Origin of the sequence: Allobosea sp. 67-29, assembly GCF_001898115.1 — a bacterium.
In the GTDB taxonomy this organism is placed as follows: Bacteria; Pseudomonadota; Alphaproteobacteria; order Rhizobiales; family Beijerinckiaceae; genus Allobosea.
In genome coordinates this window covers 118834-134548 of sequence record NZ_MKSQ01000016.1, presented here as the reverse complement: position 1 = coordinate 134548, position 15715 = coordinate 118834, and the positions used below count along the sequence as shown (strand labels likewise).

The 15715-nt window shown below is 67.1% G+C and carries 15 protein-coding genes; 6 read left to right on the top strand and 9 right to left on the bottom strand.

Annotation, left to right across the window (positions count from 1 at the left end; genetic code table 11):
* Both BGO20_RS14320 and BGO20_RS14315 read right to left on the bottom strand, forming a co-directional pair.
* A partial coding sequence (locus BGO20_RS14320) for a DNA translocase FtsK (protein ID WP_299858175.1) occupies window positions 1–1167 on the bottom strand: 1167 nt, incomplete at its 3' end.
* 138 nt (window positions 1168–1305) lie between these two features.
* Window positions 1306–1884 (bottom strand): cupin domain-containing protein, encoded by a 579-nt coding sequence (locus BGO20_RS14315; protein ID WP_291664514.1) that lies wholly within the window; start codon window positions 1882–1884, stop codon window positions 1306–1308.
* A 324-nt stretch (window positions 1885–2208) separates the two neighbouring features.
* On the opposite strand from BGO20_RS14315, the gene BGO20_RS14310 reads away from it, so the two are divergent.
* From BGO20_RS14310 to BGO20_RS14290, 5 genes are all read left to right on the top strand, one after another.
* Window positions 2209–3855: an amidohydrolase gene (locus tag BGO20_RS14310; protein WP_291664515.1), complete on the top strand. Its 1647-nt coding sequence runs from the start codon at window positions 2209–2211 to the stop codon at window positions 3853–3855.
* A 16-nt stretch (window positions 3856–3871) separates the two neighbouring features.
* Window positions 3872–4813: an ABC transporter permease gene (locus BGO20_RS14305; RefSeq protein ID WP_291664516.1), complete on the top strand. Its 942-nt coding sequence runs from the start codon at window positions 3872–3874 to the stop codon at window positions 4811–4813.
* On the top strand, window positions 4813–5697 hold the full coding sequence (locus tag BGO20_RS14300; protein WP_291664517.1) for an ABC transporter permease: 885 nt from the start codon (window positions 4813–4815) through the stop codon (window positions 5695–5697). Before BGO20_RS14305 ends, BGO20_RS14300 begins: the two co-directional genes overlap by 1 nt.
* Before the next feature lie 35 nt (window positions 5698–5732).
* Window positions 5733–7319 (top strand): ABC transporter substrate-binding protein, encoded by a 1587-nt coding sequence (locus BGO20_RS14295; RefSeq protein ID WP_291664518.1) that lies wholly within the window; start codon window positions 5733–5735, stop codon window positions 7317–7319.
* 70 nt (window positions 7320–7389) lie between these two features.
* The gene (locus BGO20_RS14290) at window positions 7390–8823 is read left to right on the top strand and encodes an amidohydrolase family protein (protein ID WP_291664519.1); all 1434 of its coding nucleotides are present in this window, start codon (window positions 7390–7392) and stop codon (window positions 8821–8823) included.
* Between the two features lie 93 nt (window positions 8824–8916).
* Here the strand turns inward: BGO20_RS14290 and ppk2 are convergent, their stop codons facing one another.
* The gene (gene ppk2 / locus BGO20_RS14285; protein WP_291664520.1) at window positions 8917–9819 is read right to left on the bottom strand and encodes a polyphosphate kinase 2; all 903 of its coding nucleotides are present in this window, start codon (window positions 9817–9819) and stop codon (window positions 8917–8919) included.
* A gap of 258 nt (window positions 9820–10077) precedes the next feature.
* Between ppk2 and BGO20_RS14280 the strand changes: the two genes are divergently transcribed.
* Window positions 10078–11325, top strand: a complete 1248-nt coding sequence (locus BGO20_RS14280) for a flavin-dependent oxidoreductase (RefSeq protein WP_291664521.1) — start codon at window positions 10078–10080, stop codon at window positions 11323–11325.
* Here BGO20_RS14280 and BGO20_RS14275 read toward each other — a convergent pair whose 3' ends face one another.
* The 6 genes from BGO20_RS14275 to BGO20_RS14250 form a co-directional block, all read right to left on the bottom strand.
* Window positions 11326–11679, bottom strand: a complete 354-nt coding sequence (locus BGO20_RS14275; protein WP_291664522.1) for a PilZ domain-containing protein — start codon at window positions 11677–11679, stop codon at window positions 11326–11328. It abuts the gene before it with no gap.
* Between the two features lie 136 nt (window positions 11680–11815).
* A complete protein-coding gene (locus BGO20_RS14270; protein WP_291664523.1) occupies window positions 11816–12274 on the bottom strand; it encodes a cupin domain-containing protein in 459 nt (152 codons plus the stop codon).
* 56 nt (window positions 12275–12330) lie between these two features.
* Complete coding sequence (locus BGO20_RS14265) at window positions 12331–13029, bottom strand: ABC transporter ATP-binding protein (RefSeq protein ID WP_291664524.1); 699 nt, start codon at window positions 13027–13029, stop codon at window positions 12331–12333.
* Window positions 13030–13031: 2 nt separating this feature from the next.
* Window positions 13032–13781, bottom strand: coding sequence for an ABC transporter ATP-binding protein (locus tag BGO20_RS14260; protein WP_291664525.1), 750 nt, complete (start codon window positions 13779–13781; stop codon window positions 13032–13034).
* Window positions 13774–14763, bottom strand: coding sequence for a branched-chain amino acid ABC transporter permease (locus BGO20_RS14255; protein ID WP_291664526.1), 990 nt, complete (start codon window positions 14761–14763; stop codon window positions 13774–13776). Before BGO20_RS14255 ends, BGO20_RS14260 begins: the two co-directional genes overlap by 8 nt.
* Window positions 14760–15686: a branched-chain amino acid ABC transporter permease gene (locus BGO20_RS14250; protein WP_291664527.1), complete on the bottom strand. Its 927-nt coding sequence runs from the start codon at window positions 15684–15686 to the stop codon at window positions 14760–14762. The genes BGO20_RS14255 and BGO20_RS14250 overlap by 4 nt, the downstream gene beginning before the upstream one ends.
* Window positions 15687–15715 lie beyond the last annotated feature (29 nt).

The following is a 15715-nucleotide window of genomic DNA, read 5'->3' as shown; positions in this document are numbered from 1 at the left end:
CGCCGAGACCGCGCTCATCGAGCGCGCGATGTCGTCGGCCAGCGAGATCACCCGCGACGACTTCGTCCCCGGAGCAGGCTCGAGCTCGTACAAAGTCACAACAGGGCCGGGACAGGCCTGGACGATCTCGCCCCTGACGTTGAAATCCTCGAGCACGCCTTCGAGCAGCCCGGCGTTCTGCTGGAGCACCTCGACCGGCATGGTCTCGGCGCGGTCTTCCGGCGGCTCGGTCAGGAACTCGATCGGCGGGCGTTGGAAGCCCATCTGCGGTTCCGGCCGACGGGCCGGCGCCTTCCGGATGGAAGCAGGCTTGGCGACCGGCAGCGCCTCGACCGCGTCCGGCTCCTCCAGAGCGGTGGGCAGAGCAGGCGCCGCGTCCTGTTTCACGGCCAGTGTCGGCGTCAGGCCGATCTGCAACGCGGCTGGCTGCGGCGCCAGCGAGACGCGCAGGTTCACCGTGTAGCCCGCCCAGGGCGAACCGGCTGGCGGCACGGCGGGGCGCGCAGCGGTCATGGCTTGCGACGGCGGTACGGCCGCTTCCTCAACCGCGAAGGGCAGAGCATCGGCGATATCGTCGTCCGGGAAGGCGAGGTGAGGGACGGGGGCGACGGTCGACGAAGGCTGTGGGCTGCCTTCGTCACGGCCGATCTCCGGCACGAGATCCCAGAAGGCGTGATCCGAAAGGAAGGCGAAGGGTGCCGATCGCGGCGCGACATCGGCTTCCGGAACCGGCAAGGCTTCGGCGACCGTGTCGCCCTCCGGCCAAATGTCGAGCATTTCGACCTCGATCGCCGCGGCCTCCGCCACGGGAATAACGTCGGCGACGTCTGGAGTTTCGGCCTGACCGGGACGCTGCGCAGGCTCCTCGCTTCCGGGCGCGCCCCATATTTCCCGCATCAGGTGCTTCGGCGTGCGCCAGAAGCGGACGCGCGTCGAATCGGCCAGCGTCACCGCCGGAGGATGGCCTCCGCTGAACAGAAGGGGCGGGCTCTGTCGGTCGCCTTCCGGTCCCGCCTGCGCTTGGAGCCGCTTGCCCGGCGTCCGCCCGGGGCGGACATAGACCTGCGCCGGGGCCATCTCGATGGCGGCCGTCTCGGCCCTGGCGCCGCGACCCGCACCTGTGGCGGATTCGTCGGCGGGATGAGCCTCATACTCGCTCGTGGCCAAGCTGTTGGTTCGCTGGTGACGGTCGCGTTTATACATGGGAGGAAGCGAACACTACGACTGGCTAATCCGGTCTCCGTACCTAGCCGGGCAGGGTTAACGGCGCATAAACAGATCGCTCAAGTCGGCTGCCGGCGGCGCTCAGAGATAGGGCGGCGTGCACGCGCTCACCACGATGCAGCGCTCCGCGCCGATGTTGCGGAACCGGTGCGGCACGCGGCTGTCGAAGAGATAGGCCTCCCCGGGCTTCAGAACCTTGACCTGATCGCCGACCGTGATCTCGAGCTCGCCCGAAAGCACGACGCCGCCTTCATGGGAATTGTGCTTGAGCATGGTCGCGCCGGTATCGGCGCCGGGCTCATAGGATTCGTGCAGGATCTGAAGATTGTGGGCCTGGGCATCCCCGACCTGCCGGAAGGACATGTTCCCGCGGCTATCTCCGCCATTGACCTGGTGCAGGCGGGACGTCAGGTCGATCAGATCTGCCGCCTCGAAGAACACTCGGTCGCGAGGCGCCCGCGCCTCGTCGAAAAAATTGACCATGCTCATCGGAACGCCGTCGAGAATCTTGCGGAGCGAGGCAACCGACGGACTGTTCCGGTTCTGCTCGATCAACGAAATCAGGCTGTGTGTCACGCCCGAGCGTGACGCGAGCTCGCGCTGGGAAAGCCCCGCGGCCAGCCTGATTTCACGCAACCTTCCGCCGACATCGAAGCCCATTTCTGCCTTTCCTTCCTTGTGCGAGCCTTGTCTTCCGGCTCCGTCGCCATGCAGTGGATGCCTGCCGGCGCCTCTTGCGCTGCTCAATATTCTGAGCAATGCTGCCACAAAGCCAACAAGAAAATCATACTTCGGGGAACAGGCGAGGTGGAATAGTTTTCACGATCGGGGTCGGCCGTTCAGATCAGAATGCCCAGTTTTCTCGGATAGCGGTGCGCGGCGGGAGTTTTGTCCACCGTGCTCCGCTCCTCGCCTGCCGCGCCGTGTGGATCTGTTCTGCTTTCTGCAAGAGTTGACGTTGTATACAGGGGTGCATCGCGCGTTATGACACAGGCCGATACCGTATTGCTGAATGGCCGCATCTTTTGCGGCTTGGCGGAGGGCTTCGCCGAGGCGCTGGCGATCGCGGGCGGAAAGGTTCTGGCGGTCGGGTCGGTTGATGAAATCGCCGCACTGCAGGGGGCCGGCACGAAGGTGGTCGATCTCGCCGGCCGCGTCGCAATACCCGGCCTCAACGACGCGCATATGCATCTGCTGCCGCTGGGTCTGGCGATGGGCGAGGTCAACCTGCGTCCGGAGGAGGGCGTCGCCAGCATCGACGAGATCCTGCGCCGCGTCGCGATGGCCGCCAAGGCGCGCAAGCCCGGCGAATGGGTGATCGGGCGCGGCTACGACCACAACGAACTCGCCGAGCGCCGCCATCCGACGGCGGAGGAGCTGGATCGGGCCGCGCCCGACAATCCCGTCTACATCAAGCGCACCTGCGGCCATGTCGGCGTCGTCAACGGCCGGGCCTTGCAGGCAGCGGGCATCGGCCACAATACCCCGAGCCCGGCCGGCGGCCTGATCGAACGGCGCGACAACAGGTTGACCGGCCTGCTGGCGGAAAGCGCCATGAGGCTGGTCGTCGAGGCGATGCCGGCCCCGAGCCTCGCCGAGTTGAAGGCCGCGATCGTCAAGGCCGGGCACTACATGCTGTCGCAGGGCTTCACCAGCGTGATGGATGCAGCGGTCGGCATGACGGCGGGCATGGCCGAGATCGATGCCTATGAGGAAGTCGCGCGGGCCGGCACGCTTCCGGTCCGCACCTGGGTCTGCATCTACGGCAACGCGGACGGCATTGGCGACGAGGCGCATGCGGCCGGCTATCGCTTCGGGCGCGAGACCGGCCTGCTGCGCTACGGTGCGATGAAGGTCTTCGGGGACGGCAGCGCCGGCGGCCTGACGGCCGCGATGAGCGAGCCCTATCTCGTCGGCGACCCCGACAATCGCGGCATCTTCATCTATTCCGACGCGCAGATGCACGGTTATCTCGCGCATTTCCACGAGCTCGGCTACCAGCTCGCGATCCACGCCATCGGCGATGCGGCGATCGAGCAGGTGCTGGCGGGTATCGAGAAGGCCGACAGCGCGGAGCATCCGATCAAGGGTCGGCGCCACCGCATCGAGCATTGCGGCTTCCTGACCGAAGCCCAGCTCGCCCGCATGGCGGCCGCCGGCATCGATCCCGTTCCGCAGCCGGCCTTCATCTACGAATTCGGCGATCTCTACGTGACCAATCTTGGCCGGCAACGCGCCGACGCCTCCTATCCCATGCGCAAATGGCTGGACGCCGGGCTGCATGCCGCCGCGAGCTCCGATGCGCCGGTCTGCGCGACCGACCCGTTCAAGAACCTCTTCACCATGGTCACCCGCGAGACGAAGCGTCACACCGTCATCGGCGGGGGCGAGCGGTTGAGCATGGCGGAGGCGGTGCATGCCTATACGCTGCTCGGCGCCTACACGCAGTTCGCCGAGGACAAACTGGGCCGGCTCGTGCCCGGGCAACTCGCCGATATCGCCGTGCTCTCGCACGACATCTTCTCGGTCCCCGTCGAGACGGTCGAGAACGCGGTGTGTTGCGACCTGACCCTGCTCGGCGGCGAGATCGTCTTCGACCGGCACGGCCAGCTCGCCGCGGCCGCGCAATAGGCTCGGGGCGCTCTGCATGTTGCGACATACGCTGCAAAGGCTGCTGCTGGTCCTGCCGGTGCTGTTCGGCGTGCTGCTGGTCGGATTCCTGCTCATGCAGGTGGTCCCGACCGATCCGGCGCAGGTGCGTGCCGGGCCGACCGCGACGCAGGACGTGGTCGAGGCGATCCGGCAGGAGCTGGGGCTGAACGAGCCGCTCTGGAAGCAGTTTCTCATCTATATCGGCCGCCTGGCCCAAGGCGACCTCGGGGTTTCGATCATCAACAACGTGCCGGTCTCGCAGGAGCTCGGCAACACGATCGGCCCGACGCTGGAGCTGATGGTCGCCTCGCTGATCTGGGCGATCCCGCTCGGCATGCTGCTCGGCACGATCGGGGCCTATTATCGCGGCTCGCTCCTCGACCGCGCGATCATGGCGGTCTCGGTCGCAGGCGTGTCGCTGCCGGTCTTCTTCCTGGGCCTGGGCCTGATCTGGCTGTTCGGCTTCAAATATCCGATCCTGCCCTTCACCGGCCGGACCGGACCGCTCTGGACCTGGGAAGGCATCCAGGGAATCATCATGCCGGCCATCACGCTCGGCGGCGTCTTCGTCGGCCCGGTCGCGCGGATGACACGCACTTCGGTGCTCGACGAGCTCGGCGCCGACCATGTCAGGACCGCCCGCGCCAAGGGGCTGGGCGAGGTCACGGTGCTGTTGCGGCATACGCTGCGCAACGCGCTGGTGCCGGTCGTGACGCTGATCGGCCTGCAGATCGGCTTCCTGCTCGGCGGCGCGGTCGTCACGGAGACGGTGTTCTCCTGGCCGGGCATCGGGCGCCTGGCCGTCGGCGCCATCCTGTCGAGCGACCTGCCGATGGCGCAGGGCACCATCATCGTGCTGTCCCTCGGCTTCATCCTGATCAATCTCGCGGTGGACGTGCTCTATGCCGTGCTCGACCCCAGAGTGAGGGGCGCGTGATGAGCTCCGTTTCGGATCCGCTGCAGCAGAACCTGCCGCCCGTCGCGGTGGCCCGTCGCGTCTCGGTGCTGCGCATGCTGCTCTCCGACGTCGGGGCCTGTATCGCGCTGGCGCTCGTCGTCCTGGCCGTGCTCGGGGCCGCCTTCGCGCCCTGGCTGTCGCCGACCGATCCCTACGGCAACGATCTCGCCAATACGCTCAAGCCGCCCGGCGAGTTCGGCCTGCTCGGAACCGACGGGCAGGGCCGCGACATGATCACGCGGCTGCTGTTCGGCTTGCGCACCACGCTGCTGATGGGGCTGGCCTCTGTCGTCATCGGCGGGCTTATCGGCGGCGTGATCGGGTTTGCCGCGGCCTATTACCCACGGCTTTCCGGGCTTCTGATGCGGCTGATGGACGTGCTGCTGTCCTTTCCGGCGATCCTGTTCGGCCTGGCCATTGCCGCGATCTTCGGGCCGGGCCTGCCGGCCGTGATCATCGCCCTTGCCATCGCGACCATTCCGCTGATGGCGCGCGTCGTACGCGGCTCGGCCCTGGTCGTGCTGCAGCAGGGCTATATCGAGGCCGCCCGCTCGCTCGGGCTCGGCGACTTGCACATCATCCTGCGATACGTGCTGCCGAACTGCTTGTCGGCGATCTTCGTCTTCGTCACCCTCCGCTTCGGCCAGGTGATCCTGCTGGGTGCCGCCTTGTCGTTTCTCGGCCTCGGTGCTCAGCCGCCGACCGCCGAACTCGGTGCGATGGCGGCGGACGGCCGCAACTTCCTGTTCTTTGCGCCGCATGTTTCGGTCCTGCCCAGCATCGTGATCTTCGTCATCGTGTTGGCCTTCAATGTGCTTGGCGATGCCTTGCGCGACGCGCTCGATCCGAAGCTGCGCAAGTGAAGTCCTCAACCAGAACCATCAAGGGGAACTGCTCGATGACCAGATTGACTGCCTTGCTTCTCGCCGGCGCGGCCTCCGCCGCGGCGCTCGCCACGCCGGCCGCCGCCCAGCAGAAGGCGCCGCTGACCATCCTGCGCATCATCGATGCCGATCGCTACGACCCGGTCCGCTCGACGGCCACCGCGGCGGCCGAAGTCGTCTACATGCTCGCGGACACGCTGGTGACCGTCGATTTCGACATGAAGACGATCAAGCCCGGCCTGGCCGAATCCTGGACCGTCTCGCCGGACGGCAAGACCTACAGCTTCAAGCTCCGCAAGGGCGTCAAGTTCTGCGACGGGCGGCCGATGACGCCGGATGACGTCGTCTACTCGCTGAAGCGCTGGATCGACCCCGCAATCAAATCCCCGGTCGCGTTCCGCGCCGGTCCGGTCAAGGACATCCGGGCCGAGGGCGACACCGTGATCTATGAGCTGAAGGAGCCCTACAGCGACCTTCTCTTCCAGCTCGCGCTCTCCTTCGCCTCGGTCGTCGACAAGGACACCGTCGAGAAGCTCGGCCAGAACTTCGGCGTGCAGGGCTTCAACGGCACCGGCCCCTATTGCTGGGTGAAGTGGACGCCGCGCCAGGAGCTCGTGCTGAAGAAGAACCCCTATTACGACTGGGGTCCGCCGATCTACAAGAACCCCAAGCCGCAGATCGACGAGATCGTCTGGAAGGTCATTCCCGAGTCGAATACGCTGATGGCGGCAATCCAGGCCAAGCAGGCCGACGTCACCTATTACATGCCCTATATCGCGCTCGACACGATGCAGCGCATGCCGGGCATGACCGTGCAGCGGCAGGAAAACTACATCTACGACGTCTTCATGGGCTTCAAGGTCGACAAGCCCGTTTCTAAGGACAAGGCGATCCGCGAGGCGGTCAACATGGCCGTCGACAAGCAGGCGATCGCCAAGGCGATCTTCTTCGGCAAGGGCACGGCGCTGCCGTCCCTGCTCAATCCGGCTGTGCTGGATTACGACAAGGACACCGTCGCGAAGATGCCGAAGCACGACCCGGCGGCGGCTGCGAAGCTGCTCGACGAGGCGGGCTGGAAGCCCGGTGCCGACGGGATCCGCGAGAAGGACGGCCAGAAGGCGACCTTCACGGTCTATGGCATTCGCAACGACATCAACCCGCGCATCTCCGAGGCGATGCAGGCCGACCTCCGCAAGATCGGCATCGACATGAAGATCCAGCTCTGGGACGCCACCGTCGCCTGGGGCAAGCTGGCGACGCAGGAGTTCGATGCCTTCTACATGTCCTATCCCTATGTGACGGCGACCGAGGCGCTGAACCTCTATTTCGCCAGCCGCCAGGTGCCGACGCCGAACCGGATGAACTGGAAGGACCCGAAGACCGACGAACTGCTGAAGACCGCCGCGACCGCCGTCGACGCGCAGAAGCGCAAGGAGGCGATCGGTGCGGTCCAGATGCAGCTCACCGACGCCAATGTCTGGGTGCCGTTGGCCTCGCAGCCGCTCTGGGTCGTGGCCGGGGACCGGGTCGAGGGCGTGCGTGCACACGGCATCTACGGCGCCGGGCTCTACAAGGGCCTCGACATCAAGCTGAAGCGCTGAGCTTCGACAAGCGCCGCGTGGTGAGAGCCACGCGGCGCTTTTTCTATGCCTGCGGGAGGGAGGAGCCAAAATGACGATCACGGTCATCAGGAATGCCGACGTCGTTGTCGCCTGGGATGCGCAAGCCGCCCGGCACGTCTATCTCCACGGCGCCGATGTCGCCTTCGAGGATGGCACGTTGCGCCATGTCGGCTCGCGCTATGAAGGGCAGGCCGACGAGACCGTCGACGGCGCTGGTCGCATGGTCATGCCCGGCCTCGTCAACATCCACTCGCACCCGTCGAGCGAGCCGCTGAACAAGGGTTTTCTCGACGAGCTCGGCTCGCCGGCTCTCTACAATTCCTCGCTCTACGAATTCATGCCGATCCTGCGACCGGATGCCGAGGCCGTGCCGGCCTGCGTCCAGGTTGCCTATTCGGAGCTGCTGCTCTCGGGCGTCACCACGGTCGCGGATCTCTCCGTCGCCCATCCGGCTTGGCTTGACCTGGCGGCCGCAAGCGGCCTGCGCGTCTGCGTCTCGCCGATGTTCCGCTCGGCCCGCTGGTACACGAAGAACGGCCACGTCGTCGAATACGAATGGGACGAGAAGGCGGGCCGGGTAGCCATGGCCCAGGCGCTCGATCTGATCGAGAAGGCGGAAAACCACCCGTCCGGGCGGCTCTTCGGCATGGTCTGTCCCGCGCAGATCGACACCTGCAGCGAAGGGCTGATCAAGGACAGCCATGCGGAGGCGAAGCGTCGGGGGCTGCCCTGGCAGATCCATGCCGCCCAGTCGACGGTCGAGTTCCATGAGATCACGCGCCGGCACGGCGTCTCGCCGATCCAGTGGCTCGAACAGCTCGGCGTGCTCGGCGATACGAGCATCATCGGTCACGCGATCTTCCTGGACGATTATCCGCGCGTCGCCTGGCACAGCCGGCGCGACCTCGCCTTGCTCGCCGAGACCGGCACGCGCGTTGCGCATTGTCCCACCGTCTTCATGCGCCGTGGCATCGCGCTCGACGATTTCGGACGCTATCGCCGCGCCGGCGTCCGCATCGGACTCGGTACCGACACCTATCCGCACAACATGCTCGAGGAGATGCGCCATGCCGGCTACGTCGCCCGGCTGATGGCGGAGAATCCGCGCACGCTGACCACGACCGACCTGTTCGAGGCGGCCACCACGGCCGGAGCCGCGGCGCTCGGGCGCGACGACATCGGGCGGCTGGAACCGGGCACCAAGGCGGACCTCGTCCTCGTCGACCTCGATCACCCGATGATGCAGCCGCACCGCGATCCCGTCCGCAGCCTCGTCTACGCCGCGGCCGAGCGGGCGGTCGACCGCGTCTATGTCGACGGCCGCCTGGTCGTTCGGGATGGGACGGTCCTGACAATGGACTACCCCGCCGCGGCGCGCAGCCTGCACGAGGGGCAGAAGCGCACCGAGGCGGCTGCGCCGCAGAACGACTGGGCGGGGCGCCCGGTCACCGACTACTCGCCGCTGACGTTCCCTAATGGGTAGGGCGGCGGACGCTCGGGCCGTCCCGGCGCAGTCCGGGAGGCCCGGAAGATGGGGCGGCGACGCCGTCGCGGCCCGGCTGCGGTGCCCCCGCCTTCAGTAGGCTTCCGGCACATACATGTCCGGCGGGACCGGATGGCGCAGATAATCGGGATTGCGCACGCGCTCGGGTAGGACGATCTCGGGCTTCGGCACGTCCTCATAGGGGATCTGGCCGAGCAGGTGTGCGATCATGTTGAGCCGGGCGCGCTTCTTGTCGACCGCCTGCACGACCCACCAGGGCGCATGCCTGGTATGGGTCCGCTCCAGCATCTCCTCCTTGGCACGGGTGTAGTCTTCCCAATGCACGCGGCTTTCGAGGTCCATCGGCGAGAGCTTCCACTGCTTCAGCGGATCCTCGATGCGCATGCGGAAGCGGAACTCCTGCTCCTCGTCGGTGATCGAGAACCAGTATTTGATCAGGATGATGCCGGAGCGCACCAGCATGTGCTCGAAGTCGGGAACCGAACGGAAGAACTCCTCCAGCTCCGCGGGCGTGCAGAAGCCCATCACCCGCTCGACGCCGGCGCGATTGTACCAGGAGCGGTCGAACAGCACCATCTCGCCGGCCGTCGGCAGATGCGGCACGTAGCGCTGGAAATACCATTGGTTGCGCTCCCGCTCTGTCGGCGCGGGCAGCGCGACGACGCGGCAGACGCGCGGATTGAGCCGCTGCGTGACGCGCTTGATGGCGCCGCCCTTTCCGGCCGAGTCGCGCCCTTCGAACAGCACGACGACCTTGAGCTTCTTGTACTGCACCCAGTCCTGCAGCCGTACGAGCTCGTGCTGCATCCGGAAGAGCTCGCGAAAATAGGTCTTGCGGTCGAGTCCCTGGCCTTGCCCGGCCAGCCCGTCTGCAACGAGATCGTCGAGCCGCTCGTCCTCGAGCTGCAGTTCCAGCTCCTCGTCGAAGCTGTCGAGAATCTCGTCCTTGATGCGATCCATGTGATGGGGGGACATGATCTCGGCTCTGTGCGTGGCGGGTTTGAAGGCGGCTGCGGCGAGGCGACTAGCGGCAGGCCGCAGTTCGGGCCTTGTCGGAGTTGCGCCGTTCTTATCCGTAGCCGACGTGACAATCCGATGAAATCCACGGGCGGCTGGCTCCCCCGCCCGCGCGAGGCCGGTCTCGCCGCAGAGCGGCAATTGACAAGTCGAACGACGATATTTCAAACTTAAAATATCAGACCCGGAACCGGGCGCATCGAAGGGAACGGGTGCATGCGGGTTATCATCGTTGGCGGCGGTATCGGCGGTCTGACTTTGGCGCTGATGCTCCACGCCCGCGGCATTGGCGCGACGGTCTACGAACAGGCGGGCGAGATCCGGGAAGTCGGCGTCGGGATCAACACGCTGCCGCATGCCATCCGCGAACTCGCCGATCTCGGCCTGCTGCCGGCGCTCGACGAAGCCGGCATCCGCACGCGCGAACTCATCTACATGAATCGCTTCGGGCAGGCGGTCTGGCAGGAGCCGCGCGGGCTGCATGCCGGCGCGCCGGTTCCGCAATTCTCGATCCATCGCGGCCGGCTTCAGCGCGTCATCCGCGATGCCGTGGCCGAGCGCCTCGGCGCCGCGGCGATCCGGACAGGGCGCCGGCTGCAGGGCTTCATCCAAGACGAAGGTGGCGTCACCGCCCATTTCAGCGACGCCCGTTTCGGCGAAGCCGGCGAGACGGTCCGCGGCGATGTCCTGATCGGCGCCGACGGCATCCATTCCGCCGTGCGCGCCTTCTTTTTTCCCGACCAGGGCCCGCCGCGCTGGCAGGGTGTGCAGATGTGGCGCGGCGCCTGCGACTGGCCTCTGTTCCTCGACGGCGAAAGCATGATCATCGCGGGCGGCATGGCCGGCAAGCTCGTGCTCTACCCGATCGGCCAGGGCGCGACGCCGCAGACGCGCCTGACCAACTGGGTCGTGAATATCCGCACCGGTGATCCCGAGCGCCCGCCACCGAAGGAGGCCTGGTCGAAGGCCGGGCGTCTCGAGGACGTGCTGCCCTTTGCCCGCCGCTTCAGCGTGCCGGGCGTCGACATCCTCGGGCTGATCCGTGCCACCTCGACCTTCTGGGAATATCCGATGTGCGACCGCGATCCGCTGCCGCGCTGGACCCACGGCCGCGTAACCCTGCTCGGCGATGCCGCGCATCCGATGTATCCGGTCGGCTCCAACGGCGCCTCGCAGGCCGTCCTCGATGCGCGCTGCCTGGCCGACCGGCTGGCGAAGGCCGAGCATCCGCGCCAGGCGCTGGCGGCCTACGAGGCCGAGCGCCTGCCGGCGACGGCGGAGATCGTGGCGATGAACCGGGTCGGTGGGCCGGAACGGGTCATCGATGCGGTGGAAGAGCTGGCTCCGAACGGCTTCGACGATGTCGAGCGCGTGCTCGACCGCGCCAGCCGCGAGCGGATCGTGAAGGGCTATGCCGGCAAGGCAGGGTTCTCGGCGGAGCAGCTCGCTGCGCGGAAGGGATGATCAGCCGGCCTCGGTCAGCTGGCGGATGCGCGCTTTCAGCCCGGCATTGGCCGTCTCGCAAGCCTTGAGGCGGCGCATCAGGTCGAGCGGGACCGCCTCGGCCGGCTCGGTGAAGACGATGCCGACGCGCTCGCTGCTGCGCCAGACCGCTCGGGTCGCATACTGACGCTGCCGCGACGGAATTTCGAGCTCGAAGGCCTGCGGCAGCGCAACGGCGTCCGACAGCATCAGCAGCGCTCCATCATGGGAGATGTTGCGGATCGCGCAATCCAGCACCGAGCGCCGGCCATTGAACGTCACGATGCCGCCCAGCAGCGTGCGCTGACGCGGGGAGCGGCGACGCTCGCGGTCCATGATGGCGGCCTCCGGCTGTTGCGACTTCAGGTTGCAGTCGCACTCAAGCAGATGCCGTGTCCCTCCTCATCCTTAACCTCTCATTATCCTTAACGCCCCGCCGCCGCCCGGAGGTCCGGGCGGCGGCGGGGGCAGCTCACGCCGCGTCGGGCGGAGGCGGCAGGAAGTCGACCTCGTGCTTGGCCGACAGCGCGACGACATCGGCCGGCTTTTGCTCGGCCATCGAATGCAAACCCCAGAACAGATCGTAGAGTCGGGCGGTCGGCGAGACCCAGAACAGGCATTTCACCGTGGAAGCGCCCTTGTTGAATAGCCCGTGGGGGATGTTGCGCGGCAGCTTGATCAGGTCGCCGGCGGTGGCGAAGCTCTCCTTGCCGTCGAGCAGCAGGTCGAGCCGGCCCTCCAGCATGTAGATGAACTCGTCCTGCGTGGTGTGGATATGCGGCGGCACGAAGGTGCCGGGCGGCAGGGTCGCATGCCAGGAGAAGCTCTCCTCCGTCAGCGTCTTCGGCACATAGGTCTGGCCGAGGATGCTCCAGGAAATGCCCTCCAGGCCCTCATTGGCGCGCGTCACGCCGGCTGTCAGCGGGTTCATGTCTCGGCTCTCCTCATCTGCCGGCGTGCAGGCCGGCTGGCGGTGATGTGATCGGCTCAGAAATGCAGGAAGCGGTCCTTCACGGCGCTGTCGCTGCGAAGCTCCGCGCTGGAGCCGCGCCAGACGACGCGCCCCTTCTCGAGCACGACATGGCGGTCGGCGATGCGAACCAGGGCGTCGACGTTCTTGTCGATGACGAGGATGGATTCACCTTCCGCCTTCAGGGCCGTCAGGCAGTTCCAGATCTCCTCGCGGATCAGGGGGGCGAGCCCCTCCGTCGCTTCGTCGAGGATGATCAGCTTGGGATTGGTCATCAGCGCCCGGCCGATCGCCAGCATCTGCTGCTCGCCACCGGAGAGCTGGTTGCCGCGGTTCTCCCGCCGCTCCCTGAGGCGGGGGAAGAAGGCGTAGATGCGCCCGAGGTCCCAGCGCTTCTTGCCGGAGCGATCGGCGGCGGTCGCGATCAGGTTCTCCTCGACCGAGAGCGTCGGGAAGATCTGGCGGCCTTCCGGTACAAGGCCGATGCCCGCCTGGGCGATGCGGAAGGGCGCCGCGCCGGTGAGGTCGCGCCCGCCGAAGGCGATCTTGCCGGCCTTTGCCGGCAGCAGGCCCATGATCGAGCGCACCGTCGTGGTCTTGCCCATGCCGTTGCGGCCGAGCAGGGTCACGACCTCGCCTTCGCCGACGGCAAGGTCGACCCCGAACAGGATCTGCGCCTCGCCATAGCCGGCATCGAGCCCTTCGACGCTGAGCATCGCTAGCCCTCCTCGCCGAGATAGGCCTGTCGCACCGCAGGATCGGCCCGCACCGCGGCCGGCTCGCCGGAGGCGATGACGCCGCCATAGACCAGCACGGTGACGCGGTCTGCCAATGCGAAGACGGCACTCATGTCATGCTCGACCAGCAGCATGGCGAAGCGACCCTTGAGGCGGTTCAGGAGCGCGATCAGGCGCTCGCCCTCCTCATGGCCGACGCCGGCCAGGGGCTCGTCGAGCAGGATCAGTTTCGGCTGAAGGGTCAGCGCCATCGCGATCTCGAGCGCCCGCTTCTCTCCATGCGAGAGGCTGCCGGCCGGGGCATGGGCGCGCTCGGCGAGGCCGACCGCTTCCAGCGCTTCCCAGGCGGGGGCGTTCAGCGCCTCGTCGCGGGCTGCATTGCCGAAGAGCGAGAGCGGATGGGCGCTATGCGCCTGCACGCCGAGCGCGACATTCTCCAGCGCCGAGAGCGAGGCGATGGTGGAGGTGATCTGGAAGGTGCGGGCAAGACCGGCCCGTGCCCGCGCCTGCGGCGGCAGGCGGGTGATGTCCTGGCCGCCGAACAGGATCGCACCGGCATCCGGCTTCAGCGTCCCGGAAATCTGGTGGACCAGCGTCGTCTTGCCGGCGCCATTGGGGCCGATCAGCGCATGCAATTCGCCGGGCGCGATGGTGAGGTCGACCCCGTTGGTGACCTTGAGCGCGCCGAACGACTTGGCGAGTCCCTTCAAGGCGAGCGCCGGCTCAGCCATCGCGGCGCCCTCTGAGCTTGGTGGCGAGACCCGCGATCCCGCCGTGGGTGAACAGCACGAAGAGCACGATCAGGGGGCCGAAGATGACCTTCCAGTTCTGCGTCAGTGACGAGAGCACATCCTCGGTGATCAGGAAGGCGAGCGCCCCGAGGATCGCGCCATGCAGGGAGCCGACGCCGCCGAGCACGACCATGAAGATCAACTCTCCCGAGCGCGGCCAGGACATATAGGCCGGGCTGACGAAATCGGTCTGGTTGGCGAGCAGGAAGCCGGAGAGCCCAGCCATCATCCCGCTGATCACATAGGCGCCGAGCCGGACGCGGTCGACATCATAGCCCGTGACGGTGACACGCACGGCATTCTCGCGGGCCGCACGCAGCACACGGCCGAAGCGCGAGCCGACCAGCCACCGCGCCAGCCAGTAGCAGACAGCCAGCGTGCCGAGCGCGATGTAATAGAAGCCGGTGCGGTTGGCGAAGACGTCATGGCCGAGCAGCGTGCTCTTCTCGTAAAGCGTCAGGCCGTCATCGCCGCCATAGGCCGAGAGCGCCTGCGCGAAATAGAAGGCCATCTGCCCGAAGGCCAGCGTGATCATGATGAAGGCGACGCCGCGCGTGCGCAGCGAGACATAGCCGGTGATCGCGGCAAAGATGGCGCAGGCCAGCAGAATGACCGGCAGTGCCACCAGAAGTTCGGTCTGGCCCTCGGTGATCAGGATGCCCGCGCCATAGGCGCCGATCCCGATGAAGGCGGCATGGCCGAAGGAGATCAGTCCTCCGACGCCGAGGACGAGATCGAGCGACAGGGCAGCGATGGCGAAGATCATCGCCCGCGTCACCAGCGTCAGCCAGTGCGGCGGGAGGCCGAGCGTCGCGGCGAGCGGCAACAGGGCGAGCAGGATGAAGATGGCGAGCGGCGCGAGCGGGCGCGCCGCCGGGGCCCGTGGCCGCGCGTCGCTCGGGGATGCCGTGGCCACGCTCATGAGCGCCCCTTGGCCGGCAGCAGGCCTTCCGGCCGGACGAACAGCACAGCCGCCATGACGAGATAGATCAGCATCGACGACAACGCGGCGCCCGTCGCCCGTGCCGAAGCCGGGCCCATGAACAGCCTGAGCAGGTCGTTCATGAAGGAGCGGCCGAGCGTGTCGACGAGCCCGACGATCAGGGCACCGACGAAGGCGCCGCGGATTGAGCCGATGCCGCCGACGACGATGACGACGAAGGCGAGGATCAGCACGGTATCGCCCATGCCGGGCTCGACCGAGAGGATCGGCGCCGCCATCGCCCCGGCGAAGCCGGCGAGCATGGTGCCGAAGGCGAAGACCACCATGAACAGCTTGCGGATGTCGACGCCGAGCGCCGAGACCATCGGCGCGTTCGAGGCGCCGGCCCTCAGCAACATGCCGGTGCGCGTCTTCTCGACGACGAACCAGAGCAGGGCGCCCACGCCCAGGCCCGCCGCGATCAGGGCGAAGCGGTAGACCGGGTAGAGGATGCCGTCCATCAACCGGACATTGCCCGACAGGAGCTCGGGCACCGGTACCGAGAGCGGTGCCGCGCCCCAGATCATCTTCACCGCCTGGTTGAGCAGCAGGATCAGTCCGAAAGTCGCGAGCACCTGGTCCAGATGGTCGCGCTCGTAGAGATGGCGGAAGACTAGGAATTCGAAGGCGAGGCCCAGCAGCAGCGCGGCGGCGAGCGCGAGCACGAGGCCGAACAGGAAAGAGCCCGTCAGCCCGACGAAGGTGACGGCGAGATAGGCGCCGAGCATGTACTGGACGCCATGGGCGAGGTTGATGAAATCCATCACCCCGAAGACGAGCGTCAGCCCGGCCGCGACCAGGAACAGCAGCACGCCGAACTGGAGCCCGTTCAGGAGTTGGACGATCAGGAGGCCGGTGGTCATTGCGCGGTCCTATGTCAAGGGCCGGTCAT

Excerpts from the sequence above, each read along its gene's own strand:
- BGO20_RS14315 (WP_291664514.1), bottom strand. The coding sequence starts at position 1,884 with ATGGGCTTCGATGTCGGCGGAAGGTTGCGTGAAATCAGGCTGGCCGCG.
- BGO20_RS14310 (WP_291664515.1), top strand. The coding sequence starts at position 2,209 with ATGACACAGGCCGATACCGTATTGCTGAATGGCCGCATCTTTTGCGGC.
- BGO20_RS14305 (WP_291664516.1), top strand. The coding sequence starts at position 3,872 with ATGTTGCGACATACGCTGCAAAGGCTGCTGCTGGTCCTGCCGGTGCTG.
- BGO20_RS14300 (WP_291664517.1), top strand. The coding sequence starts at position 4,813 with ATGAGCTCCGTTTCGGATCCGCTGCAGCAGAACCTGCCGCCCGTCGCG.
- BGO20_RS14295 (WP_291664518.1), top strand. The coding sequence starts at position 5,733 with ATGACCAGATTGACTGCCTTGCTTCTCGCCGGCGCGGCCTCCGCCGCG.
- BGO20_RS14290 (WP_291664519.1), top strand. The coding sequence starts at position 7,390 with ATGACGATCACGGTCATCAGGAATGCCGACGTCGTTGTCGCCTGGGAT.
- ppk2 (WP_291664520.1), bottom strand. The coding sequence starts at position 9,819 with ATGTCCCCCCATCACATGGATCGCATCAAGGACGAGATTCTCGACAGC.
- BGO20_RS14280 (WP_291664521.1), top strand. The coding sequence starts at position 10,078 with ATGCGGGTTATCATCGTTGGCGGCGGTATCGGCGGTCTGACTTTGGCG.
- BGO20_RS14275 (WP_291664522.1), bottom strand. The coding sequence starts at position 11,679 with ATGGACCGCGAGCGTCGCCGCTCCCCGCGTCAGCGCACGCTGCTGGGC.
- BGO20_RS14270 (WP_291664523.1), bottom strand. The coding sequence starts at position 12,274 with ATGAACCCGCTGACAGCCGGCGTGACGCGCGCCAATGAGGGCCTGGAG.
- BGO20_RS14265 (WP_291664524.1), bottom strand. The coding sequence starts at position 13,029 with ATGCTCAGCGTCGAAGGGCTCGATGCCGGCTATGGCGAGGCGCAGATC.
- BGO20_RS14260 (WP_291664525.1), bottom strand. The coding sequence starts at position 13,781 with ATGGCTGAGCCGGCGCTCGCCTTGAAGGGACTCGCCAAGTCGTTCGGC.
- BGO20_RS14255 (WP_291664526.1), bottom strand. The coding sequence starts at position 14,763 with ATGAGCGTGGCCACGGCATCCCCGAGCGACGCGCGGCCACGGGCCCCG.
- BGO20_RS14250 (WP_291664527.1), bottom strand. The coding sequence starts at position 15,686 with ATGACCACCGGCCTCCTGATCGTCCAACTCCTGAACGGGCTCCAGTTC.